Raw genomic sequence first — 25,256 nt, 5'->3', positions numbered from 1 at the left:
CGGACTTTTGCCATAGGGTCCCTGGCTTGCGTCCACCCGCCGCCTGCGGGTAAACCCATGGGGGAACAGCGGACGGAAGGCTTCATGCGGCAGCAGGGCAAGGATCGGGGCTGGCGGCCCGTGCCGGTCCATCAGGTCGGCGTGCATCTGCGCCTGTCCTTCTGGCATTACCTGGCGGGGATGCTGGCGCTGGGTCTGCTGGTCTTTCCCGTGGCCTGGGTCGCGGGCGGGGTGTCGGAGACGATTAGCCTGTCGCTGGGTTGGGCCGCCGGAGACCCCGCCATCCGCCGCATCACCAATCTGCTGGCCCTGGCCGCCATCATCCTGGTCCTGGGCGTGGTGGTGAATATGCAGGGCCGTTCGCTCATGAGCGTGGTAGCGCCCGAACAGCATCTGGACCTGGGCATGATGGCCCGGTCGGCCGGCACCTATGCCCTGGCCTTCACCCCCATCGTGATCATGGCCGTGATGAGCGGGCAATTGAGCCTGGGCGACTGGAAGGTGGCATTGGCGCTTCTGCCCATGATGCTGGTGATCGTGGCGTTGCAGGCCACGGCGGAAGAGATGGTTTGCCGGGGATATCTGGCGCAGGGGTTCCAGGTGCTGTTCGGCCATGCGGCGCTGGCCGCATTGCCCGTCGCCCTGATCTTCCTAGCGCTGCATGACACGGGCGGATGGGATGTAGGCTGGGACCGCAAGACCAACATCCTGATGATCAGTCTGGCGCTGTCCTGGCTGACGGCGCAGTCCGGGCGGCTGGAGCCGGCCATGGGTGTGCATTTCGCCCATAACCTGATCGTCTTTACGCTCGCCGCCCGACCCGACTACGGTCTGCCAGCGGTCAGCGGATTCCAGGAGGATCTCCCCGACAGGGAGTTCAGCATCAATGCGCTGCTGGCCCAGACGCTGGTCTATGGCGCGGTCTGTGCCAATTACTGGTTCATCGGTCTGCGTACCGGCTTTGTCGAAGGACGCTGGCGGGAACGGGAGCGGCCGGAATGAACGGTCCCGTGGTGCCGGTGCATCTGGCCGGGCTGGCGACGGGACAGTCGCGCCGGTCCTACCTGCTGGGCATTCTCCTGACGATTGCGGCACTGGTCGTGCTGGGCCTGCCGGTCTTTCTTTTCATGCGCACCGTGCCGGATGTGCCCGTGATGCAGTCCTTCGCGCTGCTGGCCATCAATGCCATGGCCATCCCGGCCCTGGCCCTGGTCGCACATTTCGTGCACGGAATGCGGCTGGGCGATCTGGTGGCGCCCGGCCGGCCGGCCGATTGGGGCATGCTGGGCCGGTCGGCGCTGGTCTGGGCCGTGCCGCTGCTGGCGCAGGTGGCGATCGGGCTGTGGAATGGGGAGTTGCAGCCCACGGGCACGGCGGCATTGGTCTTCCTGACGCTGGCCCCGGTCAGCGTACTGCTGTTCACCTTGCAGGCATCGGCGGAGGAATTGCTGTTCCGCGGATATCTGGCCCAGGGCGCACAGCTGCTGTTCCGCCATGCGCTGCCGGCGGCATTGCTGACGGGATTGCTGTTCACCCTGGCGCATGAAGGGTCTGGGGCGCGGGCGGTATGGGGGCAGCGGGCGGAGATCATGGCCATGGCCCTGTTCCTGTCCTGGATCACCACCCGCTTCGGCCGGCTGGAGGCGGCGATGGGTGTGCACATCATCAACAATGTGCTGTTCTCCATCTTCATCGGCGGGGCCGATTTCTCCTTCCCCGACCTGCTGACCCGCGTCGATTCCGATCCGCCGGACCTGGACGGGCTGGCCGATTGGGGCGAGTTCGCCCTGCATCAGGCACTGACCATCGGTTTCTACTGGCTGGCGGGGATCAGGACGGGGTTCGTGGAGCGGGGATTAGACCTGTTTTCGGTTGACCGAAAACAGGTCTAGCTTTTCGTGTTCCTCAGGCGCCGGCGCCGCATCCGCGGCTTGGCTTACGCGCCATGTGCCGCGCGGCGGCAGTCGCCGCCGGAGCGGTTTTCCCGGCACAAGGAAAACCGCTCTATCGCCGCGCCAGGCTTGATCCCACGGCCGCCGCACAGATCAGCGCGATGGCCGCGACGGCAGACAGCGACAGCACCTCCCCCAGCAGCAGCAGGCCGACCACGGCCGACAGGGCCGGCTCCAGCGCCATCATGATGCCGAACAGTGCCGTGGACACGTGCCGCAGCGCCACGAATTCCAGCGCATAGGGCAGCAGGGTCGACAGCATGGAAACGGCCACCACCTTGGCCACCATCTCCGGGCTGGCGAAATAGGGACCGGCCACGGGCAGGCCCACCGGCAGGGTGAAGAGCGTGGCGAACAGCAGCGCCAGGGCTAGGCCCTTCATGCCGGGGATCGCCTGGCCCACCCGCCGCGACAGCAGGATATAGGCGGCCCAGCCGCCGGCCGTGATGATGGCGAACATCAGGCCCAGCGGGTCCAGCCTTTCCGTTCCCGCCAGCGGCGTCAGCAGCAGCACACCCACCAGCGCCAGAGCCGGCCACAGATAATCGGCGATGCGCCGCGCCCCGATCATGGCCACGCCCAGCGGGCCCAGGAACTCGATGGCCACCGCCACACCCAGCGGCAGCCGGGCGAGCGCCAGATAGAAATTGGCGTTCATGATGGCCAGCGCCGCCCCCAGCGCCACCGCCGCCCGCCATTGCACCGGCGTCAGGTCGCGGAAGGACGGGCGCACGACCAGCAGCATGACCAAAGCCGCCAGGGCATTGCGCAGGAAGGACAGGGCCAGGATGTCATGGCCCTGCGACACGTCCTTGGCCAGCCCGCCGCCCAGCGGCGGCATGGCGACCGACAGGACCAGCAGCAAGGGCGCCAGCAGGGCCAGCTTGTGGTCCTGGGCCTCCTTCATGGCAGCAGCCCCATGCCCATGTCCCAGAACCCGGCCTCCAGCCGGCTGGCCGCATCGAAGGTGCGGCACAGGTCTTTGAACCGCGCCTCACCCCCGCGCGTGGTCGACAGCCGGTCGAGCAGTTCCACCTGCGCCGTTGCCACGACGCGGTATTCGGGGTCGGCATACATCGCGATCCAGTCGGCATAGGGATTGCCGTCGAGATTCGTCGCCGGATCGGCCAGCAGGTTGGATGCGATCTCCGCATAGCCGACGATGCAGGGGGCGAGTGCCACATGCAGGTCCAGCACGTCGCCGGCCAGCCCGCGTTCCAGCACGAAGCGGGTATAGGCCAGGGTCCCCTGCGCCTCCGGCGTGGCCTGCATCGCCGCCTCATCCAGGCCCCAGCCGGCGCAATATTTGACGTGCAGGCCCATTTCCAGGTCCAGGATGGCGGACATGGACCGGGCCGCCGCGCGCATGTCGGACAGGGTATCGGCCTTGAAGGCGGCCAGCGCATAGGCGCGGGCGAAATGGATCAGGAACAGATAATCCTGGATCAGGTAATGCCGGAAGCAGGCCTCCGGCAGGGTGCCGTCACCCATCCCGGCCACGAAACCGTGGCGGACATAGCGGTCCCAGGACGGGCGCGATGCCGCCCGCAGCCGGTCGAACAGGCTGCCCGGCGTCGCGATGTCGGGCAATGTCTGCTTTACCGGCGGCATGGGAAGGCTGCCTTACTTGGCGCCCGGCAGCTTGACCGTCAGCCCGTCCAGTTCCGGGCTGATGCGGATCTGGCAGCCCAGGCGGGAGGTCTTGGTCAGGCCGAAGGCCAGATCCAGCATATCCTCCTCGTCCTCCTGCGCGTCGGGCAGCAGGTCGTACCATTCCGGCGCCACGATGACATGGCAGGTGGAACAGGCCAGCGAGCCCTCGCAGGCTCCTTCCAGGTCGATATCGTGGCGGCGCGCCACTTCCAGAATCGACAGGCCCAGGGGGGCATCCACCTCGCGGCGGGTGCCGTCGGTTTCAATGAACACCATCTTCGGCATTGCGCCCGAACTCCAAAACAAGACGTCGCGTCTTGTTACGAAGCGGCGGCGCCCAAGTAAAGCGCCGTTTGGACAGGGAAGGGTGGTGCTGCGGATGGGGCATGCAGCACCACCCGCCCGTCATGCCACCTGGAACCCGTGATCGGTCAGGGGCAGCGACCGCAATCGCCGTCCGGTGGCGGCGAAGATGGCATTGACCAAAGCCGGGGGCAGCGGCGGTGTCATCGGCTCCCCTGCACCACCCACCGGTGCGTCGGGGCTTTCGATCGGGATGATCTCCATTTCGGGGATGCGGTCCATGCGGATCAGGCTGTACAGGTCGAAATTGCGGGTAGTGACCGCTCCTTTCGACAGTTCCACCTTCTCCGCTAGGCTGGCCGACAGGGCCATCAGGATGGAGCCCTCGCCCTGCGCCCTGACGCTGTCGGGATTGACCATGGTGCCGCAATCGAAGGCGCACCACACCTTCTCCACCCGCACCTTGTCGCCGTCCACCGCCACTTGCACCACCTGGGCGGCGATGGACTGGAAGCTGTTCCAGATGGCGACACCCAAGCCTGTCCCTTGAGGCAGCGTCCGGCCCCAGCCGCTGGCCGCCACGGCCGCATCCAGCACCCGCAGCGCGCGGGGATTGCCGGCCAGCAGCCGGCGGCGATAGGCGACGGGGTCCTGGTCCAGCGCGTGGGCCAGGTCATCCACGAACGTCTCGAAGAAGAAGGCGCCCTGGGTGCTGCCCGGTGCCCGCCAGGGGCCGTTGGGTACGGGCAAGCCGACTTCGGCCATGGTGGTCAGCGGGTTGGGCAGGTAATAGCTGGGCTGGTGATCAGGCTGTGCCGCCGTACCCGGGGAGACCATGGAGACCCAGACATTGCCCGATGCCGGGGCGCAATGGGTGTGGATGGCCACGGGCATGCCGTCCGCGTCCAGCCCGACCTTGATGCGGCAGCCGGTGGCGGGGCGGTAACGGCCCTGGGACAGATCCTCCTCCCGCGAATAGATCAGCTTCACCGGGGCGGCGACCTGTTTGGAGAGATACGCGGCATAGCCGACATAATCGTTCAGGTACCGCCGCCCGAACCCGCCGCCGGAGATCAGGATATTGGTCGTCACCTTGTCCTCCGCCAGGCCGGACAGGCCCGACAGGATGCGGCGGACGGAGCTGGGGAACTGGCTGCCGGTCCAGGCGGTGGCCTGGCCGGGGCTGAGATCGGCCACGGCCGACATCGGTTCCATCTGCGCATGGGCCAGGGCGGGGACGCGGTAATCCCAGGTCAGGGTCTTCACGGCCGTGGCCATGCCGGCGGTATGGGCGGCACGGATGGCGCCCTCATCCTCCTCCCGCCGGTTCTTGGCTATGCTGCCGGGATCGTCCAGCCTGGCCATCACGATGCCATGCATGCCGTCGGTATCCAGATCATCCTTGCCGTGGAAATCCCAGACGGGGGACAGCGCCAGCAACCCCTGGCGCGCCGCCCACCAATGGTCGGCGATGACGACCACCGCATCGACCAGGACCATGGGCCGGTCGGCACCGGGAATGGGGATGGAGGCATCCTTCACCGGCACCACATGGCGCACGCCGGGCACGGCCAGGGCCGGGGCGGGATCGACGGAGACCAGCCGGCCGCCGAACACCGGGCATTGCATCAAAGTGGCGGACAAGAGGCCCGGCAGCTTGATGTCGGTGGCATAGGTGGCGCTGCCATCGACCTTGGCGCCGATATCCTTGCGGATCAAAGGCTGGCCCACCAGGGTCCAGTCGACACGGTCCAGCAATTTGGGCTCCGCCGGCACGGGCAGGCGGGCCGCCATGTCGGCGATCGCGCCATAGGCGATCCGTCGCCCGCTGGGGGAATGGTGGACATGGCCGTCCACGGCGCGGCAATCACCCTCCGGCACACCCAGCATGCGGGCACCGGCGGTGACCAGCATCTGGCGGGCAGCGGCCCCGGCCTTGCGCAGCTTGTCCCACTGGCTGCGGATGGATGAACTGCCGCCCGTCCAGTGCGACGTGCCGCCGGCCATGCCCATGGCATCGATGATGGGCGCGGGCTTCACCGCCACCTTGTCCCAGGCCACGCACAGCTCATTGGCCAGCAGCTGGGCCACGCCGCTGAACCCGCCCTGGCCCATCTCCTGGGCATTGCTGAACAGGGTGACGGCGCCATCGGCCCCGACATGCAGCCAATTATTGACGGTCGCCCCCTGGCCGGGCGCGGCCACGGCCATGACCCCGCCGGGCAGCAGGCCCAGGGTCAGGCCCGCCCCCATGGCGCGGAACAGGGAACGGCGGTGAAACGACATGACCATGATCCGTCTCCCCCTCAGGCCGGCAACTGGCCGCACGCGCGGCGGATGGCGCGGCGCACGCGGGGCAGGGTGCCGCAACGGCACAGGTTGGTCATGGCGGCATCGATCTGGGCGTCGCTGGGCTGCGGTGTCTCGCGTAACAAGGCGTCGGCCGCCATCAGCATGCCCGACTGGCAATAGCCGCATTGCGGCACGTGTTCGGCGATCCAGGCCCGTTGCAGCGGGTGGGTGCGGTCAGCCGACAGCCCCTCCACCGTGGCCACCTTCTGCCCGGCATACTGTTCCATGGGGAACTGGCAGGCGCGCACGGCCTGGCCATCCAGCAGCACGGTACAGGCCCCGCACTGGGCGACGCCGCAGCCATATTTGGTGCCGGTCATGCCCAGCAGGTCACGCAGCACCCACAGCAGCGGCATGTCCGCCGGGGCGTCCACCCCGTGCCGGCTGCCATTCACATCGATCTCATATCGCATTCCAACCACCCGGTCGCATCATGGTGCGGCCAGGGTGGCGGGAAGCCTGGGTTCCGGGAAGGTCGAAGGGCCGATGGCCAGCCGATGGGACGCCGATATTGTGCCGATCACCGTCCACCGATGCGGACATCGACGATGTCGACCATCGCCCCCAGATATTTGCCGACCACCAGCCGCCCGTCCGGGTCCAGGGCGAGCGAGGATTTGGTCAGGGCGTCGGGCAGTTCGGCCGCCACCCGCAGCGGCCCGCCATCGGCGGGCAGCAGCAGGATGCGGGCAAGGCCGTTGCCCGGCCGCTCGACCAGATAGACGCCCGCCGGCCCCACCACCCAGCTCTCGCTGTCATAGGCATCGGGCAGGTCGGCGACCTTTTCCGCCGGGCCGCCATCGGACAGTTGCCGCCACAGCCCGCCCTCACCCTCCTTCACCATATAGAGCCAGCGGCCGTCCGCACTCTCCTTGGCGACGCGCCAGCCGGGTTCGGTGATGGGCATGGCCTGATCATAGGGCGGGCGGGTGATCCAGATGCGCCAGCCCTCCAGCCGGTTGGACGCGAAATAGAGGCGCTGCCCATCGCGCGACCAGGCGGGTGCCCGATCCTCCGCCCCCGCATCCGGCGCCACCTGCCGCAGCCGGCCCGAGGTGCCGTCCAGGATGAACAGGCCGGGGGCACCGTCCACCGTGGAGACCAGGGCCAATCGCCGTCCATCGGGCGCCCAGCGCGGTGACTGGGTGAAGGGGCCCTGGAACTGCGTCACCGGGGCCGGGGCCTGTCCGGGTTCGGCCACCCAGATCTCGAACATGCCGGAACGGTCGGACGCGAAGGCCAGCGCGCCCTTGGCGCTGATATCGGGGTCCCAGTCCAGCCGGTTGCTGGGTGGCACCATGGCGTCTTGCGTGCCGTCGGGGGAGAGGCGCAGCAGGGTGGACCGGTTGATCCTTACCTCCGCGGCGACCCGGTCGCCGCCGGCCCCGATGCGGCCCAGCTGGTTCAGGCCCGGTGCGATGCGCACCTGCGGCTCCCTGCCATCGGGGTCCACCCGCCACAGGCCGAAATCGCCGGCGCGGGAGGAGGATGTGTAGAGCCAGCGCCCGTCGCCCGACCATTCCAGCCCGTGCAGCTTGCGCCCATCCCGCGTCACCTGGGTTTCGGCCCCCGTGGCCAGATCGCGGACGATGACGTCGGATACGCCGACGGCGCGGTGGCGCATGAAGGCCAGCCGCTTGCCGTCGGGCGACAAGGCCGGGTCGCCGTCGCCATTGAACCCGGGCGGTGGTTCGGTCAGCGGCTTGGGCGTGCCGGCATCGGGGCCGGACAGGGGCAGCGACCAGAGGCGCGAGGGGGCAGTCGACGATTGTTTGTCGGCATAGACCAGCCGGTCATTGTCCAGCCACGCCACCTTCACCTCGCGGAAAATGGTGCAGGACCCGACGATGCGTTCCGGCCCGGACGGGACCGGCTGCACGACAAGGCGGCAGGGCTGCGTCGGGTCGACCCGTACGAAGGCCAGCCTTCCGCCATCGGGCGACCAGGCGGGTGACAGGTCGCTGGTGGGATCATCGGTCAGGCGCACCGGCGTGCCGCCGGCTAACGACTGTACCCAGATGTCGAAACGCCCACCGCCGCGATCACTGGCATAGGCGATCTGACCGCCGCCGGGGCTGATGGCGGGCTGCACCTCCTGCCCCGGATCGCTGGTCACCGGCACGACCTGGGCCTGTGGAGCGGTGTCGCCGCCGTCGCGGGTCAGGATCAGGGAACCCGCTGCTGCTAGGATCGCCAGACCGGCTATACTGATCCAGAACAGAGGGAGGGAGCGCTTGGCCGGCTTCGGTGTGATCGGCGGCAGTTCCGGCAGCTCCGGCACCGGTTCGGCGATGCTGCCATCGACATTCAGCCGGTAGCCGATCTTGGGAATGGTTTCGAACCCGATGACCCCGTCCACGGCCAGCACGGCGCGCAGCTTGCCGATGCAGCGGCCGATGGCATCGTCACCGACCTCCAGCCCCCAAGCGGTGCGCATCAGTTCGGCGCGTGACACCGTCCGCCCGTCGGCCCGGACCAGAACGATCAGGGTCTGCAGCACGCGCGGCTCCAGCTTCACCTCCGCCCCGTCGCGGCACGCCATGCCGAGGGAGGGGCGCACCTGCCAGGGGCCCAGGCGGAAATCCGGCTCCACCGCCAGATCGATGTTGCCCATCGCCACGCCCATGCCGCACCCGTCCCATCCCTGAATCACTGGGGCGAGAGAGTGCCGTGAACCATCCGGCTTGGCAAATGGCGCGGGTCTTTTGGTCCCGTGCCCGTTTGCCGGAATGGTCCCCGCTGGTCACCACCATGCTGGCGCAGGTCGGTTGCTGCATGTAGCCTCTCCGCCCGCGACCGACCGGCAGAGGGACAAACGGGCGGCGCGAACAGAGGGGTTACGACAGTGAAACTGAAGAAGATTCTGCTGGGCACCGTGGGGGGTGTCGTCGGCCTGGCCGCTATTGCCGTCGGTTACGGGCTGTGGGGCCCGCTGCCCATCCATCCGACCATTGAGCGCCAGACCTTCGCCCAGATCCTGGACAGCCCGGAACTGATGACCCAGCTGGGCTTCATCGACGGCACCTTCGTTGATTTCCATTCCGGCGAGCTGGATGAGATCAAGCTGGAGGACCAGGAACGGTTCAAGAAGGACCTGGCCCGCTACATCACGGAGATCAAGGGTTTCACCGGCCTGACCGGGCAGCAGGCCCTGTCGCAACAGGTGATGCTGGAATTTTATGAGACGCAGCTGGCGCAGCTGGATTTCCCCTGGGCGGTGCCGGGCGGCGGGCTCTATCCCGTCGATCAGCTGTTCTCCCCGCCCGTCAGCCTGCCGCAGTTTCTGTCGAACGCCCATGTGGTCAAGGATGTGAAATCGGCCGAGCGCTATATCAGCCGCCTGAACGCCGTGTCGAAGAAGTTCGAACAACTGGGCAATTCCGTGCGCGCCCAGCGGGCTGCCGGTGTGGTACCGCCCGACTTCGTCATCGACAAGAGCCTGCTGGTCCTGGACAATTTCACCAAGGGGCCGGTGGCGGAAAACCCGCTGGTCACCACCTTCAAGGATCGGCTGGAAAAGGCCGGCGTGGATGATGCTGAACGCGCCCGTCTGATCGCCGAGGCCACCAAGGCCGTGGAGACCGGCGTCTATCCCGCCTATCAGACGCTGGCCAAGCTGATGCGTGAGGAAATCCGGCCCAAGGCCAATTCCGATGCCGGCGTCTGGCGCCTGCCCGACGGCGCGCGCTTCTACAAGCTGGCCCTGCGGGCCAACACCACGGTCGATATCGAGCCGGACGTCATCCACGATATCGGCCTGTCGGAAGTGGCCCGCATTTCCGGCGAGATGGATGTGCTGCTGAAAAGCCTGGGCCATGATGACGGCACGGTGGGCGAGCGCATCCAGGCGCTGGACAAGGACCCGGCCCAGCATTACCCGCCCGGCCGCGACAGCTATGACCAGGAACTGGCCGACCTGAAGCGCATGACCGACACGGTCATGGCCAAGGCCCCGGAATGGTTCAACAAGCTGCCCAAGCAGCCGCTGGATATCCAGGCGGTGCCGGAATATGCCGAGGCGACGTCGCCCGGCGGCTATTACAACGGTCCGGCGCTGGACGGTTCGCGTCCCGGCATCTTCTTCATCAATCTGGGGGAGAAGTCGCGGGCACCGAAATTCAGCCTGCCGACCCTGGTCTATCACGAAGCCGTGCCCGGCCATCATTTCCAGATCGCGCTGGCCCAGACGATCGAGGAGGTGCCGACCTTCCGCAAGGTCTATCCCTTCACCTCCTACGCCGAAGGCTGGGCGCTCTATGCCGAGCGGCTGGCCAAGGAAATGGGGATGTATGAGAACGACCCCTATGGCGATCTGGGCCGGTTGCGGGACGAGCTGTTCCGCGCCGTGCGCCTGGTGGTGGATACCGGCATCCATGCCAAGCGTTGGACCCGTGAACAGGCCATCGCCTATATGCGCGACACCACGGGCATGAACGAGGGCGCGGTGACGATCGAGATCGACCGCTACATCGTGCTGCCCGGCCAGGCCTGCGCCTACAAGCTGGGCCAGCTGAAGATCCTGGACCTGCGCGACAAGGCCAAGGCCGCCCTGGGGGACAAGTTCGACATCAAGGGCTTCCACGACGTCATCCTGGGCTCCGGCGGCCTGCCGCTGACGGTGCTGGAAGCGCAGGTAGATGCCTGGGTGAAAGGGGTGAAATAACCGCCCTTACAATCCCCCGTCCGCTATGGCGGACGGGGGCACCCTACCCATCAGACAAGGGGGGAATCCATGCAGCAAACCCCTGTCATGTCCGATGTGTTATGCTATGGTAGCGCCCCTTCCCGCCGCTTTGGCGGGGATCAAGCAACGTTGACGTCCCCTCTTCGGGGACCATAGCCGACCGGATCCAGGATGAAGATCATCATCGAACGTGCCGCCCTGCTTCGCTCCCTCGGGCATGTGCAGAGCGTTGTCGAACGGCGCAACACCATCCCGGTCCTGTCCAATGTCCTGTTGAACGCGGGGAACGGCACCCTGTCGCTGGTCGCCACCGACATGGACCTGGAAATCTCCGAAACCGTGACGGCGGAGATCCTGACGCCCGGTTCGGCGACGGCCCCGGCCCACACGCTCTATGACATCGCCCGCAAGCTGCCCGATGGCAGCCAGGTGGAACTGGATGCCACGGGCGATGTGCTGACGCTGCGGTCGGGTCGTTCCAACTTCAAGCTGGGCACCCTGCCGGTTGCCGATTTCCCGGAAATGACCCATGGCAGCTGGCCGCACCAGTTCGCGCTGAAGGCCGATGTGCTGAAGGGTCTGATCGACCGTACCAAGTTCGCCATCAGCACCGAGGAAACCCGCTATTACCTGAACGGCATCCATGTCCATGCCACCAAGGGCAAGGCCGGGGAAGAGCCGTCCCTGCGCGCCGTGGCCACCGACGGCCACCGTCTGGCGCGGGTGGAGACGCCGCTGCCCGAGGGTGCGGCCGGCCTGCCCGGCGTGATCATCCCGCGCAAGACCGTGCTGGAGGTTCGCAAGCTGCTGGACGAGGTCGGCGACATGGTCGAGATCGGCCTGTCGGAGACCAAGATCCGCTTCTCCCTGGGCGATGTCACCCTGGTCAGCAAGCTGATCGACGGCACCTTCCCGGATTACGAGCGCGTGATCCCCGCCGGCAATGACAAGTCGCTGGACGTGGACAGCAAGCTGTTCGCCGCCGCCGTGGACCGCGTCGCCACCATCTCCACCGAGAAGTCGCGCGCCGTGAAGCTGTCGCTGGGCCAGGGCGTGCTGACCCTGTCGGCCACGGCCGCCGATGCCGGTTCGGCGTCGGAGGAGCTGGAGGTCGACTACGCCTCCACCCCGCTGGAGATCGGCTTCAACAGCCGCTACCTGCTAGACATCACCGGCCAGATCGAAAGCGGCAAGGCCCGCCTGCAGATGGCCGACGGCAACTCCCCCACCATCGTCCGCGACGCCGCCGATGCCTCGGCGCTGTATGTGCTGATGCCGATGCGGGTGTGATCCGGTTAGATGGATTGAGTTTCAGGGACACCCCGGCCGGGAGATCGGCCGGGGTGTTTTGTTTGGGGTGATGGTTCCCTTGCCGTCTTGACACGATGTGGGGGCATGTCAGAATCATTTTCTTGAACAGAAAGGGCGATTCGGTGTCGATGCATATCAATCGTCAGACCAATGACCGCAGGGTCGCGCCGGAAGACATCGATGCCGCCGTGAAGCGCGTCCAATCCCTGGTCCGTCAGTATGTTCCGGAAGGTGTCAGCCTTGCTGATGAACTGATCGCCGAGCGACGCGCCGCCGCTGAGGTCGAGTGATCCCCGCTCGCCACCATCCCGTAATCCGGACCTCCCCCACCTGATGCCGTCGCTTCCCACCCTGGCCGTCACCCGCCTGACGGTGACCCGGTTCCGTTCCTATGCCAGCGCGCGGCTTGAATGCGATGCGCGGCCCGTTGTGCTGACGGGGGAAAACGGGGCCGGCAAGACCAATATCCTGGAAGCGGTCAGCTTCCTGGCGCCGGGCCGTGGCATGCGAAGGGCCAAGCTTTCGGAGATCGAGCGGATCGGCGACAGTTCGGCCGCCGAATGGACGGGCGGTCCCGGCTGGGCCATCGCCGCCAGTGTGGCGACGGCCACCGGCCCCGTGGAGATCGGCACCGGCCGCGACCCGGCGGGTGGGGAGAGCGAGCGCCGTCTGGTACATATCGACGGGCGCCCCGCCAAGGGGCAGATCGCGCTGGCCGAACATATCTCCGTCGTCTGGCTGACGCCGCAGATGGACCGGCTGTTCCTGGAAGGGGCGGCGGGGCGGCGGCGATTCCTGGATCGGCTGGTGTTCGGGTTCGATCCCGGCCATGCCGGCCGCCTGACCAAGTATGAGAATGCGCTGCGGGAACGCGCCCGCATCCTGCGCGACGGGCCGGTCGATCCCGCCTGGTTGTCCACGCTGGAGGGCCAGATGGCGGAGACGGGCATTGCCGTCGCCGCCGCCCGCGCCGACATGGCCGCCCGGCTGGAAGCCGCTGCCGCCCAGGGCGTGGGACCGTTTCCCGCCCCCGGCATCGCCATCATCGGCACCGTCGATGCCATGCTTGCCGGGCGCCCGGCGCTGGAAGCCGAAGATGCGTTCCGCAAGGCCCTGGCCGAGGGACGTAGGGCCGATGCGGCGGCGGGTGGGGCCACGGTGGGGCCGCACCGGTCCGACTTGGCCGTCACCTACCGGGCCAAGGACATGCCGGCCGAACTGGGTAGCACGGGTGAGCAGAAGGCGCTGCTGATCGCCATCGTCCTGGCCAATGCCCGCCTGATGCGGGCGGAGACGGGGACGGCCCCGCTACTGCTGCTGGATGAGGTGGCGGCCCACCTGGATGTGGGGCGCCGACAGGCGCTGTTCGATGAGATCCTGGCCACGGGCAGCCAGGCCTGGATGACGGGCACCGATGCCGATATCTTCCGGCCGCTGGGGGCTTCCGCGACCCATGTGACCGTTGCGCAATCGCGGCTTAACCCTCAATCCGACAATGTTGAATTGTCGGATTGAGGGGGCGGCGGCGACTGTCGCCGCGCCGCCCATGCGGCGTTAGCCAAGCTGCCGGACGGCAGCGCCGGCGCCTGAGGTCATTGACCGGACACGGTCAATGAAAACGGGACCGCACCATGCGGAAATCTGACAGCGCGAACACGCTTTTACCCCTGTTTTCAGCCTCTTTCTGCTACACTCCGGCACCATGACGAACACCGATCACAACCCCGCCGCCGCCCTGTCCGTTTCCGCTGCCGCAGAGGAATACGGGGCCAGTTCCATCAAGGTGCTGAAGGGCCTGGACGCCGTCCGCAAACGCCCCGGCATGTATATCGGCGATACCGATGACGGGTCCGGCCTGCACCACATGGTGTACGAGGTCGTGGACAATGCCATCGACGAGGCCCTGGCCGGTCATGCCGACAGGGTGGATGTGCGCCTGAACGCCGACGGTTCGGTGACCGTGCGCGACAATGGCCGCGGCATTCCGGTGGATATCCACAAGGAAGAGGGCGTGTCGGCGGCGGAGGTCATCATGACCCAGCTGCATGCCGGCGGTAAGTTCGACCAGAACAGCTACAAGGTGTCCGGCGGCCTGCACGGCGTGGGCGTGTCGGTGGTGAACGCCCTGTCGGAAATCCTGGACCTGCGCATCTGGCGCCTGGGCCGGGTGTGGGAAATGCGCTTCGCCCATGGCGACGCCACCGCCCCGCTGGCCGATGTCGGCCCCGCCCCCATCGTGGCCGAGGGCAAGCGCGCCGGTCAGGCTCTGACCGGCACAGAGGTGACCTTCCTGCCGTCCAAGGCCACCTTCACCAAGACGGATTTCGATTTCCAGACCCTGGAACATCGCCTGCGCGAGCTGGCCTTCCTCAATTCCGGTGTGCTGATCATCTTCACCGACGCGCGCGGTGTGGAGCCGAAGACGGTCGAGCTGTTCTATGAGGGCGGGCTGGAAGCCTTCGTGGCCTATCTGGACCGGTCGAAGACCGCCCTGCACAAGCCCGGCATCTATGCCAAGAACGAGCGCGCGTCGGAAGCCGGCGTGTCGATCGGCGTGGAAGTGTCACTGCAATGGAACGACAGCTATCACGAGACGACGCTGTGCTTCACCAACAACATCCCGCAGCGTGACGGCGGCACCCACCTGGCCGGCTTCCGCGCCGCCTTGACCCGCACGGTCAACAAGTATGCGGAGGAAAGCGGCATCCTGAAGAAGGAGAAGGTGGCGCTGTCGGGCGACGATATGCGTGAAGGCCTGACCTGCATCATCTCCGTCAAGGTGCCGGACCCGAAATTCTCCAGCCAGACCAAGGACAAGCTGGTCTCGTCGGAAGTGCGTCCGGTGGTCGAGGCGATCTGCGCCGACGCGTTGTCGACCTGGTTCGAGGAGCATCCCAACGACGCCAAGCGGATCGTCGGCAAGGTGGTGGAAGCCGCCGCGGCGCGTGAGGCCGCCCGCAAGGCGCGTGAACTGACCCGCCGCAAGGGCGCCTTGGACATGGCCAGCCTGCCCGGCAAGCTGGCCGACTGTCAGGAACGCGACCCGGCCTTGTCGGAACTGTTCATCGTGGAGGGTGATTCGGCCGGCGGTTCCGCCAAGCAGGGCCGATCGCGCCAGAACCAGGCCATCCTGCCCCTGCGCGGCAAGATTTTGAATGTGGAGCGCGCGCGGTTCGACAAGATGCTGTCCTCGGCCGAAATCGGCACGCTGATCGCAGCATTGGGTACCGGCATCGGGCGTGACGAGTTGAACCCGGAATTCGGCTTCAACATCACAAAGGCGCGCTACCACAAGATCATCATCATGACCGACGCCGACGTCGACGGCGCCCATATCCGTACCTTGCTGCTGACCTTCTTCTACCGGCAGATGCCGGAACTGATCGAGAATGGCTATCTCTACATCGCGCAGCCGCCGCTGTACCGCGTGAAGCGCGGCACGGCCAAGGAACGCTATCTGAAGGATGACCGCGCGCTGGAGGATTACCTGATCACCCAGGGCACGGATGACGTGTTCCTGGTGGGTGCCGATGGTAGCGCCAAGGGTGGTGACGATCTGCGCGGTCTGGTCGAACAGGCCCGTGCCGCCAAGGCCGCCATCCAGGCGCTGGCCCGCAAGGCCGGCAACCGCGACGTGGTGGAACAGGCCGCCATCGTCGGCGCCCTGTCGCCCAAGCTGCTGGAGGATACCGATCGCGCCACTTCGTTGGCGGTGCTGGTCGCCGAGCGCCTGAACGTGCTGGCCCGCGACCGGGCGCTGGCCGCCGGCGATGCCATGGCCGCCGATGCCACGCCCGCCGCCGTGGGCGGCTGGCAGGGTTCGGCCGATGTCGATGGCCTGGTCCTGGCGCGCACCCGCCGCGGCGTGACCCATCGCCATGTGCTGGACGGAGACCTGCTGAAAAGCGCGGAAGCCCGCCGCTTGGACGCCATGCTGGACCATCTGTCCGCCACCTATACGGCAGCCGGCACCCTGCGCCACCGCGTCAAGGACCTGCGCCATGTCACCGGCCCGTCCTCGCTGTTCGAGGGTGTGATCGACCAGGGCCGCCACGGCCTGACCATCCAGCGGTACAAGGGCCTGGGGGAGATGAACCCCGACCAGCTGTGGGAAACCACGCTGGACCCCAATGTCCGCTCGCTGCTGCAGGTCAAGGTCAGCCACGCCGACGATGCCGAGGATGTGTTCAGCACCCTGATGGGCGATGTGGTCGAACCGCGCCGCGCCTTCATCCAGGAAAATGCGCTGAAGGTGGCGAACCTGGACGTCTGACGGCCGGCAGCGGGTATGGGCGGGGAGCGGGCTCCCCACGCCAAGCCGGGATTCGTTTGGCGGAGCAGGCGTCCCGGGGACGGGGCGCCTGAACGAAGGATGATGGCTGATGTCGAATGACTGGTCCGACGGGTATGTGGCGGAAATCACCTATACCTACGGCTTCTTCCGGGAATTGGCGCCAACCCTGCTGTCGCTCACGGCCCTTGCCGCAAACCAGGTGGTACCCGACCCGGCCCGTCCGCTCACCTATTGCGAGCTGGGTTGCGGCCAGGGTTTCACGGCCAACCTGCTGGCGGCAGCCAATCCCCAGATCCAGTTCTATGCCAATGATTTCAACCCTTCGCAGATCGCCGGGGCGCGTGAACTGGCGGCGGAGGCCGGCACAGGCAATATCCATTTCCTGGACAGCAGCTTCGCGGAGATGGTGGAGCGGACCGACCTGCCGGATTTCGACATCATCGTCCTGCATGGCATCTATAGCTGGATCAGCGTGGAAAACCGCCAGGCCATTGTGCGGTTCATCGCCCGGCGACTGAAGGTCGGTGGGCTGGTCTATATTTCCTACAACACCCTGCCGGGCTGGGCGGCCATGATGCCGCTGCGGCGGCTGCTGGTGGATCATGCGGCGGCCGGCGACGGGCCGATCCTGACCCGCATAGACCAGTCGCTGAAGGCGGCGGAGGCGCTGGTCCAGGGCAATGCCCGCTATTTCCTGTCCAATCCCGGTGTCGGGGACCGGTTGAAGCAGATCAGCGGCCAGCCGCGTTCCTACATCGCGCATGAATATTTCAACCGCGACTGGACCCCCTTCTACCATGCCGATGTCGTCGATGAGCTGTCGGCGGCCAAGCTGACCTGGATCGCTTCGGCACGCGCGCTGGAGGGGATCGACAGCCTGATTTTCAGCGCGGAACAACTGGCCCTGCTGTCCGGGGTGGAGAACCCGACCCGGCGGGAAGGGATGAAGGACTACATCCTGAACCAGCAGTTCCGTCGCGACCTGTTCGTGAAGGGGCCGCTGCCGCTGCATGCCGCCCGGGCAGAGACGATGTGGCTGCAAACGCCTTTCGTCTTGACGGCGCCCGTTGCCAGCCTGCAGGATCTGCGGCTGACGACTCCGCTGGGCCAGCTGGTTCTGGCGAAGGAGGTCTACCTGCCCATCGTGGACAAGCTGGCGCAAGGTCCCATCACGGGTGGGGAACTGGCGGCCGCCTTTCCGGACCTCCTGCTGGCGCAGATCTGCCAGGCCCTGACCATTCTGGTCTCCCAGAACCACGCGCATCCCTGCGTCACACCGGAGCAGGCCGCCGCCGCCCGGCCCCATACCGATCGCTTCAACCGGGCTGTGATGGCACGGGCCCGCCATTCCGGGGATACCGGCTACCTGGCCTCACCCCTGACCGGCAACGCCTTTGCCATCGACCAGACGGCGCAGCTGCTGCTGTCCGCGCATCTGGAGAGAGGGGACGTCGACCCCGCGGCGGCGGTTTGGGCGCATATGCGGGCCCGCAACCAGCGCTTCATCCGCGACGGACAGATGATGGATGATGAGGGCAACCTGGCCGAACTGCGCAGCCGCCATGATGTCTTGATGACGACCACCTGGCACGTCCTGAAGCAGCTCCAGATCGTCTGATCCCGAAGGCCCGGTCAATCGCCTGCTGATGATGTGTCCATCAATTCGCTGGCCATCGCCGCCGTTTCGCCGGGCTTCGTGTGGATTTTCATGCGATCCGCCGCTTCAATCCGCCGCTTCTTCCCCGCACAATCGCCGTGAACGATATACGAGGCAGAGTGATGAAAAAGTTCGGCACGACCAACGGCACCGATGCGGCCCGCACGGGCGCCCGCCTGCTGGTCGCGGCATTGGAGGCGCAGAAGGTCGACATGGTGTTCGGCGTGCCGGGCGAAAGCTATCTGCCCGTGCTGGATGCCCTGCATGACAGCAATATCCGTTTCATCACCTGCCGCCAGGAAGGCGGGGCCGCCATCATGGCCGAGGCCCAGGGCAAGCTGACGGGACGGCCCGGCATCTGTTTCGTCACCCGCGGTCCCGGTGCCACCAACGCCTCTGCCGGTATCCATATCGCCCAGCAGGACGCCACGCCGATGATCCTGTTCGTGGGCCAGGTGGCCCGCGACATGCGCCATCGCGGGGCCTTCCAGGAGGTGGATTACGCAGCCTTCTTCGGTTCCATGACCAAATGGGCGTTCGAGATCGACGAGGCGGCGCGTATCCCCGAACTGGTATCCCGCGCCTTCCGCGTGGCCTGCCAGGGGCGGCCCGGCCCCGTGGTCATCGCCCTGCCGGAGGATATGCTGGCCGAGTTGGCGGATGTGGCCGATGCGCCTGCCGTACCGCCCGCCGAAGCCTTCCCCGATCCCGCCGCCCTGGCGGATCTGTCCCGCCTGCTGGCGGCGGCGGAACGGCCGCTGGCCATCCTGGGCGGCAGCGGCTGGACGACCGACAGTGCCACCGCCTTCACCCGCTTCGCTGAAGCGCACCAGATCCCCCTGGCCGTGGAGTTCCGCCGCCAGATGCTGGTGGACGGGATGAGCGGGGCCTATGCCGGCGACCTGGGCTTCGGTGCCAACCCGGCCCTGCTGGCACGGGTGAAGCAGTCCGACCTGCTGCTGATGCTGGGCGGCACGCTGGGGGAGGTGCCGTCACAGGGCTATGAGCTGCTGGGCATTCCCGATCCCGGCGTGCTGCTGGTGCATGTGCATCCGGGGGCCGAAGAGCTGGGCCGCGTCTATCAGGCCCGCCTGTCGATCCAGGCCAGCCCGCGTGCCTTTGTCTCCGCCGCCGTGGACGCGCTGACCCATCCGGTACCGGCCTCCCGTGTTGCCTGGCGGGAGGGCGCACGCGCCGCCTATCGCGCCTGGACCGACCATGTGCCGGCCAATCCCGGCCCGGTGCAGATGGCGGAGGTGGTGGATGCACTGCGCGCCCTGCCGGCCGATTCGGTGATGTGCAACGGGGCCGGCAATTATGCCATCTGGCTGCACCGGTTCCACCGCTATCGGGCCTATGGCACGCAGCTGGCGCCGACCAGCGGGTCGATGGGCTATGGCCTGCCGGCTTCGGTGGGGGCCAAGCTGCGCCACCCGGAAAGGACGGTCGTGGCCCTGGCCGGCGACGGTTGCTTCCTGATGCATGGCCAGGAGTTCGCCACCGCCGTGCAGCATGGTGCCGCCATCGTCGCCGTGGTCATCGACAATGGCATGTACGGCACCATCCGCATGCATCAGGAACGGGAATTTCCCGGCCGCGTCCTGGGTACGGCCCTCTACAGCCCCGATTTCGCCACCCTGGCGCGGGCCTATGGCGGGGTGGGCTTTACGGTGGAGAAGGCGGGGGAGTTCCAGGCGGCCTTCGATGCCGCCATCGCCAGCGGCCGCCCGGCCCTGGTGCATGTGCGCCTGGACCCGGAAGCCATCACGCCGACCAGCACGCTGGCGGGCATCAGGGAAAAGGCGTTGGCGGGGGGGTGAAAATGACAACGGCGCCCGATGGGCGCCGTTCGTCTTTATCGACCATGTCGAAAACTGGAGCGGGTGAAGGGAATCGAACCCTCGTCGTAAGCTTGGGAAGCTTCTTCTATGATATTATATACCATTGTTTTAAAACATATAATCTTAACTTAACGCATTGATGTAAGCTAGAATGTAAGTTCAAAGCTCTGACTGAATCGCTGGCACGCTACCCAGAAAGATAACCGCAGTGTCCGTTGACATTTATTTATTTTAGAATATATTTCTGATTAAATAAATTTGGAGAACGGGCAATGCACCATCGCCACATAGAGCGCGCCCAACTGAAGCGCAAGTTGGAGCAAGGCATCAGCATCCATATGCCCGCCCCACGGCGCATTGGCAAAACCTGGACAATCAACCGGCTGGCAACAGATCTGCGTGATGCTGGCTGGATCGCAGTCGAAATCGACGTCGAGGGCATCGAGACGCCTGAAGATTTCGCCAAAAAACTATGCCAGCAAATTGAGGAGCAACTTCCTATCCGTGAACGCCTGACGGAGAAACTACGCCATCGTTTTACGAGCATTCTTGGCGGCCAATATAATGGCACGCCGTTGGACGCGTTGGCCAAGGTAAATGCGATAGAGTTTGCGGAAACACTGATCGCCTCTCTGAACGAGGCGCAACAAAATACTGTAATACTTGTTGATGAAATTGCCTATTTCTATCTGATGCTGGCACAGGCGGATGCCAAAAAAGCCCATACATTCGCCTATCAGATGCGCGCACTTCAGCAACGATACCGGAATGTGCGTTGGTTGTTGACTGGGTCCATCGGACTGAACACGATTGCCCGCCGATATGGAATTGAAGGGGCCTTTGTCGATTTTGAAACCTACATTCTGGAGCCCTTTACACCAGAACAAGCCCTCTCCTACGTGCGCGACCCCAGAATTCAGCAGCAATTCAATCATCTTTTTGACGCCGATGATGCCACTTTCCATGCAATGTTCGATGATCTTGGCTGGCTTGCCCCATTTTACCTAAAATTGATTGCCAATGAGGTGCGTCCCTCTGCCAAGGGGGCCGATGGCATTTCCCCCCGCGCGACGGTAGATGATTTCAAAGCAGCCTTTGAGAAGTTACTTCGCCCCAATCGCAAATCAGAATTCGCCGTCTGGCCAGAGCACATCAATAAGAATCTGCCGAAAAATGACCGTGATATCGCGTTATATGTGCTGGAGACACTGTCACAGCATGTCGATGGCGAGACGACAGAAACCCTGCTGGCCGGGGCACAGAAACGGCAAGGCAGCGTGACCAAGCGCCAGGTCAGAGATGTTCTGGACATGCTGTATAATGATGGGCTGATTACTCTGTCGAATGAACGTTATTGCTTCCGATCCGGGCTTATTCGTCGGTATTGGAAAGAATATGGAGTTGAGTGACCGCCATGACCGCCAGCCCCCTTCTTTATAATCAAAGCACCCTTAGCGACGATGATTTCGTGGCCAATTTCGTGGCCCGGACCGATGTGCTGGAAACGCTGCTGCGGCGGTTGCGGGCCATCGACCCAGATGGTGGCGGGGATCATCAAATCTTGATTGGAGCCAGGGGGATGGGAAAATCCTCGCTGCTACGGCGTTTGGCCATTGCCATTAATCGTGACCCAGAATTGGCAGCACAGTTCATCCCCCTGACGTTCCGGGAAGAACAGTATAATATCCTGGCCATTGGTGATTTCTGGCGCAATTGCGGGGAATCGCTGGCCGAATGGGCGGAGCAGGCGGGACTGCTGGACTTGGCGACCAGTCTGGATAAGGCCCTGCCAACATCAGCCTGGGCGGGCGATGACGCGCCCATCGAGCAACTGAATAAGGCTCTGGCGCAATTGCAACGCCGCCCCGTGTTGCTGGTCGATAATCTCGACCTGATCCTGAACAATCTGAAGGATAAACAACATTGGGTTCTGCGGCGTTATCTACAGGATCGGCGGGGCCCGATCATGGTTGGTGCCGCCACACAATCTTTGGAACAAAGTGCGGATCGGAAGGCCGCCTTTTACGATTTTTTTTATCATCACCATCTAGAACCGCTGAACCAGCGTGATACCGAGACCTGTATGCGGGCATTGGCTCACCGCCGGGGTGACCATGGCCTGCCAGTAATCCGCGTCCTGAATAGCCAGCCGGAGCGGTTACGTACGCTGCACACCCTGACCGGTGGCAATCCGCGCGTCCTTACCCTGATTTATCGCCTGCTGGAAGCGTCGGAAACCAACGAGGCGATGGCCGATCTTGATAATCTGCTGGACCATGTGACCCCCTATTACAAGGCGCGGATCGAGGAATACCAGACAGCACAGCAACGGGCGGTGATCGACGCAATCGCCCTTCATTGGGACCCCATCACCGTTGGCATCCTGGCCGATATCACCAATATCGCCACCACAACCCTGTCTCCAATGTTGATTAAACTGCGCAAGGATGGGCTCATCGAAACAACCGACGTGTCCGGTTCATCAACGGGCCATCAAATTGCCGAGCGTTTCCTGAACATCTGGTATCTGATGCGCCACGGTACCCGCCGAACAAAGCATAAGCTGCGTTGGCTGGTGCATTTCTTGAACAGCTTCTATTCCGCAGATGAGCTAGATGAGATTTCCAAAAGAATTTCCGCATATGGCATGGGGCAACTCTGTCATCCCGACTACCAGATGGCCATCCGTGAGGCGTATGCATTGTCAAAGGCACGCGGCGCAATCGGTCATTCACTGGTAGAGGCTGTTGAAGGAGCAAACCATCCAGCGACCTCAGAAAACACCCTACATGACGACAAGCTTGCAACAGCCGTGGCGCTGCTGTCGCAAGGGCACTCCTTGGTTGAAAAGTCAGATTTTCTCACCGCCGTATCCATCTTCACTGATATCATCACCCGGTTTGGTGACGACACCGAGCCGCGCCTGCAGGAGCTAGTGGCATGGGTGATGGTCAAGAAGGGTTTTGCTCACGGCCAAATGGGCGACCACAGCGCCGAGATTGTCGCCTATGAGACAGTTATCGACCGCTTCGCCGAGGACACCGCGCCTAACCGGCGGATACTGGTGGCAATGGCGCTGGTCAACAAGGGTTTTGCCCACAGCCAAATGGGCGACCACAGCGCCGCTATTGCCGCTTGCGATTCATTAGTCGCCAGCTTCGCTGACGACACTGATCCTGACCGGCAGGAGCAAGTGGCCATGGCGCTGGTCAACAAGGGTTTCGCCCACGGCAATATGGGCGACCACAGCGGCGCGATTGCCACCTTTGATTCGGTGATCGCCCGCTTCGCTGACGACACTAATCCTGACCTGCAGGAGCAAGCGGCATGGGCGATGGTCGCCAAGTGTGCCGCACTTGGCGAGATGGGTGACCACAACGCCGCGATTGCCATCTGCGACTCATTGATCGCCCGCTTCACCGACGACACCACGCCGGGCCTGCGGGTGCAGGTGGCACGGGCAATGGTCTCGAAGTGTGCCGCCCTTAGCGAGATGGGTGACCACAACGCCGCGATTGCCACCTGCGACTCATTGATCGCCCGCTTCGCCGACGACACCACGCCGGACCTGCGGGTGCATGTGGCACGGGCAATGGTCAACAAGGGGGTTGCCCTTGGCGAGATGGGTGACCACAGCGCCGCGATTGCCACCCTTGATTCCTTGATCGCCCGCTTTGTCAACGACACCGCGCCGGACCTGCGGGAACAAGTGGCACGGGCGATGGTCATCAAGGGGGTTGCGCTTGACGAGATGGGTGATCAAAGCGCCGCAATTGCCACCTTTGATTCATTGATCACCCGCTTCGCCGCCGACACCGCGTCGGACCTGCGGGTGCATGTGGCACGGGCAATGGTCAACAAGGGGGTGGCGCTTGACGAGATGGGTGACCACAGCGCCGCGATTGCCACCTTTGATTCATTGATCGTTCGCTTCGCCGACGACACTGCGCCGGGCCTGCGGGAGGAAGTAGCAGGAGCGCGTATAAATCTTGGTGATCTGCTGATTGAAACTGGGGGGGACCTAGTCAGAGCTAGGGAACTGTTCCAAGCTGCCATTCCCGTGGAGCCGGTGCTGGCCAATGCCAATCTGGCCTGGACCTACTTGCTGGACGACCAGGTGTCGGCAGCACAGGTGCTGTGGCCTGAGTTGGAAGAACTGCCGCCCCATGGCAAGGCCTTGCTGGAGTCGGCCTTGGCGCTGGGCCAGGACAATTTCGGCCTTGCCAGCGACTCGCTGTCCAGGGTCCTGAACGGGGAACTGGACGACGGTGGCTGGTACTTTGCCGATGATTTGAACCGTCTGTTCCGGCTGATGGAGCGGAAGGGCTATGGCGACCGCCTGATCACCTGGTTTGAGGAAACCGACTTTGCCGACAAGGTAGCACCGCTCTATGTCGCCCTTAAAGCCTTTGTCAGAGGTGAGGCGGTGCTGCTGGATGTGAACCCCGAGGTGCGGGGTCCGGCGCAGTTCATCTATTACAAAATGGATGCCCCACGTCGCCACCGCCGACAGACGGCGACGGAACCGCCCTCGCGTCGGCGTGGACGCCCACGCAAAACGTAGTGATATGAATTATCGGAGTTCTAAGCTTGGCATGACCTTCCGATGCACATATCGCCGGAACGTCGAGTACGGCATGCGGACGCGGCTTTCCCTCGTCAGGCGCTCCCAGATGGCCTTGATGGTCCAGCCATTGGCCAGGGCTTCCTCGATCTGGGGGCGCAGGGTGTAGAGGATGGCCGTATTCCGTTCCCGGCGGGTGGCTTCCGGGTCGGTCAGGCCCTTGCGGATCAGCGATTGGATCAGGGTTTCGCCGTTGAAGTCCATCTTTCTGGCTCCATGATAATCGCCCCGTCAGGGGCGACAGGGCAGTCCATTGGGGGCTGGGGTTGATGTCGGGATCGGGCCGTTGAGCAGCACTGCGAATAAGGCCATGTCGAGGTGTGGCGCCACACCTCCTATCCTGCCCGCCGAATCGCTGCAAAGTTCTGCTAGGCCCTGCGAGGGACTGAGAGTTTCCGCAACAAGCTGCAAACAAATGAGCAAAGGCGGCTTTGTTCACTTCCTTGCAGGAAAGTGCAGATGGGGGCGTTGGCAGGCCGGTTTCGTGCCATGAAAAGGCGCTTTCTTTCACGCCTTCCTGGCGATGCGGCAGATGCGGTTGCCGCGCGGTTTGTCCACAGGTGAGGGGTAAGGGTAGGGGATAGG

General features: G+C 64.8%; 18 protein-coding genes. 11 read left to right on the top strand and 7 right to left on the bottom strand.

Going from position 1 to position 25,256, the window contains the following annotated elements; all coding sequences use genetic code 11:
- Positions 1 to 57 precede the first annotated feature (57 nt).
- Complete coding sequence (locus ACM9HJ_RS24275; RefSeq protein ID WP_416574365.1) at positions 58 to 1,002, top strand: CPBP family intramembrane glutamic endopeptidase; 945 nt, start codon at positions 58 to 60, stop codon at positions 1,000 to 1,002.
- On the top strand, positions 999 to 1,892 hold the full coding sequence (locus ACM9HJ_RS24270) for a CPBP family intramembrane glutamic endopeptidase (protein ID WP_416574364.1): 894 nt from the start codon (positions 999 to 1,001) through the stop codon (positions 1,890 to 1,892). Before ACM9HJ_RS24275 ends, ACM9HJ_RS24270 begins: the two co-directional genes overlap by 4 nt.
- Positions 1,893 to 2,004: 112 nt before the next feature.
- On the opposite strand, the gene ACM9HJ_RS24265 is transcribed toward ACM9HJ_RS24270, so the two are convergent.
- From ACM9HJ_RS24265 to ACM9HJ_RS24240, 6 genes are all read right to left on the bottom strand, one after another.
- Positions 2,005 to 2,859 carry an EamA family transporter gene (locus ACM9HJ_RS24265; protein WP_416574363.1) on the bottom strand — a complete coding sequence of 285 codons (855 nt, stop codon included), beginning with the start codon at positions 2,857 to 2,859 and terminating at the stop codon, positions 2,005 to 2,007.
- Entirely contained in the window at positions 2,856 to 3,563 is a 708-nt protein-coding gene (tenA, locus tag ACM9HJ_RS24260) for a thiaminase II (protein WP_416574362.1), read from the bottom strand. Before tenA ends, ACM9HJ_RS24265 begins: the two co-directional genes overlap by 4 nt.
- 12 nt (positions 3,564 to 3,575) lie before the next feature.
- Entirely contained in the window at positions 3,576 to 3,890 is a 315-nt protein-coding gene (locus tag ACM9HJ_RS24255; RefSeq protein ID WP_416574361.1) for a ferredoxin family 2Fe-2S iron-sulfur cluster binding protein, read from the bottom strand.
- 120 nt (positions 3,891 to 4,010) lie between these two features.
- A complete protein-coding gene (locus ACM9HJ_RS24250) occupies positions 4,011 to 6,200 on the bottom strand; it encodes a molybdopterin cofactor-binding domain-containing protein (protein ID WP_416574360.1) in 2,190 nt (729 codons plus the stop codon).
- Between the two features lie 14 nt (positions 6,201 to 6,214).
- Positions 6,215 to 6,673 (bottom strand): (2Fe-2S)-binding protein, encoded by a 459-nt coding sequence (locus ACM9HJ_RS24245; protein ID WP_416574359.1) that lies wholly within the window; start codon positions 6,671 to 6,673, stop codon positions 6,215 to 6,217.
- A 107-nt stretch (positions 6,674 to 6,780) separates the two neighbouring features.
- Positions 6,781 to 8,886, bottom strand: coding sequence for a winged helix-turn-helix domain-containing protein (locus tag ACM9HJ_RS24240; protein ID WP_416574358.1), 2,106 nt, complete (start codon positions 8,884 to 8,886; stop codon positions 6,781 to 6,783).
- A 219-nt stretch (positions 8,887 to 9,105) separates the two neighbouring features.
- Here ACM9HJ_RS24240 and ACM9HJ_RS24235 point away from each other — a divergent pair, with 219 nt between their 5' ends.
- From ACM9HJ_RS24235 to ACM9HJ_RS24195, 9 genes are all read left to right on the top strand, one after another.
- On the top strand, positions 9,106 to 10,923 hold the full coding sequence (locus tag ACM9HJ_RS24235) for a DUF885 domain-containing protein (RefSeq protein WP_416574357.1): 1,818 nt from the start codon (positions 9,106 to 9,108) through the stop codon (positions 10,921 to 10,923).
- 192 nt (positions 10,924 to 11,115) lie between these two features.
- On the top strand, positions 11,116 to 12,234 hold the full coding sequence (gene dnaN / locus ACM9HJ_RS24230; protein ID WP_416574356.1) for a DNA polymerase III subunit beta: 1,119 nt from the start codon (positions 11,116 to 11,118) through the stop codon (positions 12,232 to 12,234).
- Positions 12,235 to 12,356: 122 nt separating this feature from the next.
- Positions 12,357 to 12,545, top strand: a complete 189-nt coding sequence (locus tag ACM9HJ_RS24225) for a hypothetical protein (protein WP_416574355.1) — start codon at positions 12,357 to 12,359, stop codon at positions 12,543 to 12,545.
- Positions 12,546 to 12,588: 43 nt separating this feature from the next.
- Complete coding sequence (recF, locus tag ACM9HJ_RS24220) at positions 12,589 to 13,770, top strand: DNA replication/repair protein RecF (protein WP_416574354.1); 1,182 nt, start codon at positions 12,589 to 12,591, stop codon at positions 13,768 to 13,770.
- Positions 13,771 to 13,957: 187 nt separating this feature from the next.
- The gene (gyrB, locus tag ACM9HJ_RS24215) at positions 13,958 to 16,528 is read left to right on the top strand and encodes a DNA topoisomerase (ATP-hydrolyzing) subunit B (protein WP_416574353.1); all 2,571 of its coding nucleotides are present in this window, start codon (positions 13,958 to 13,960) and stop codon (positions 16,526 to 16,528) included.
- A gap of 109 nt (positions 16,529 to 16,637) precedes the next feature.
- Entirely contained in the window at positions 16,638 to 18,167 is a 1,530-nt protein-coding gene (locus tag ACM9HJ_RS24210; RefSeq protein WP_416574352.1) for a class I SAM-dependent methyltransferase, read from the top strand.
- 161 nt (positions 18,168 to 18,328) lie between these two features.
- Positions 18,329 to 20,026 carry a thiamine pyrophosphate-binding protein gene (locus ACM9HJ_RS24205; RefSeq protein WP_416574351.1) on the top strand — a complete coding sequence of 566 codons (1,698 nt, stop codon included), beginning with the start codon at positions 18,329 to 18,331 and terminating at the stop codon, positions 20,024 to 20,026.
- Between the two features lie 293 nt (positions 20,027 to 20,319).
- On the top strand, positions 20,320 to 21,456 hold the full coding sequence (locus ACM9HJ_RS24200) for an AAA-like domain-containing protein (protein WP_416574350.1): 1,137 nt from the start codon (positions 20,320 to 20,322) through the stop codon (positions 21,454 to 21,456).
- Positions 21,457 to 21,461: 5 nt separating this feature from the next.
- The gene (locus tag ACM9HJ_RS24195) at positions 21,462 to 24,611 is read left to right on the top strand and encodes a tetratricopeptide repeat protein (protein ID WP_416574349.1); all 3,150 of its coding nucleotides are present in this window, start codon (positions 21,462 to 21,464) and stop codon (positions 24,609 to 24,611) included.
- Between the two features lie 9 nt (positions 24,612 to 24,620).
- Here ACM9HJ_RS24195 and ACM9HJ_RS24190 read toward each other — a convergent pair whose 3' ends face one another.
- Positions 24,621 to 24,875, bottom strand: coding sequence for a TraK family protein (locus ACM9HJ_RS24190; protein ID WP_416574348.1), 255 nt, complete (start codon positions 24,873 to 24,875; stop codon positions 24,621 to 24,623).
- Positions 24,876 to 25,256: the final 381 nt, after the last annotated feature.

Source organism: Niveispirillum sp. KHB5.9 (assembly GCF_048066115.1).
Taxonomy (GTDB): Bacteria; Pseudomonadota; Alphaproteobacteria; order Azospirillales; family Azospirillaceae; genus Niveispirillum.
The sequence above is the reverse complement of the archived record's forward strand: the minus strand, read 5'-3'. Positions and strand labels throughout refer to the sequence as shown.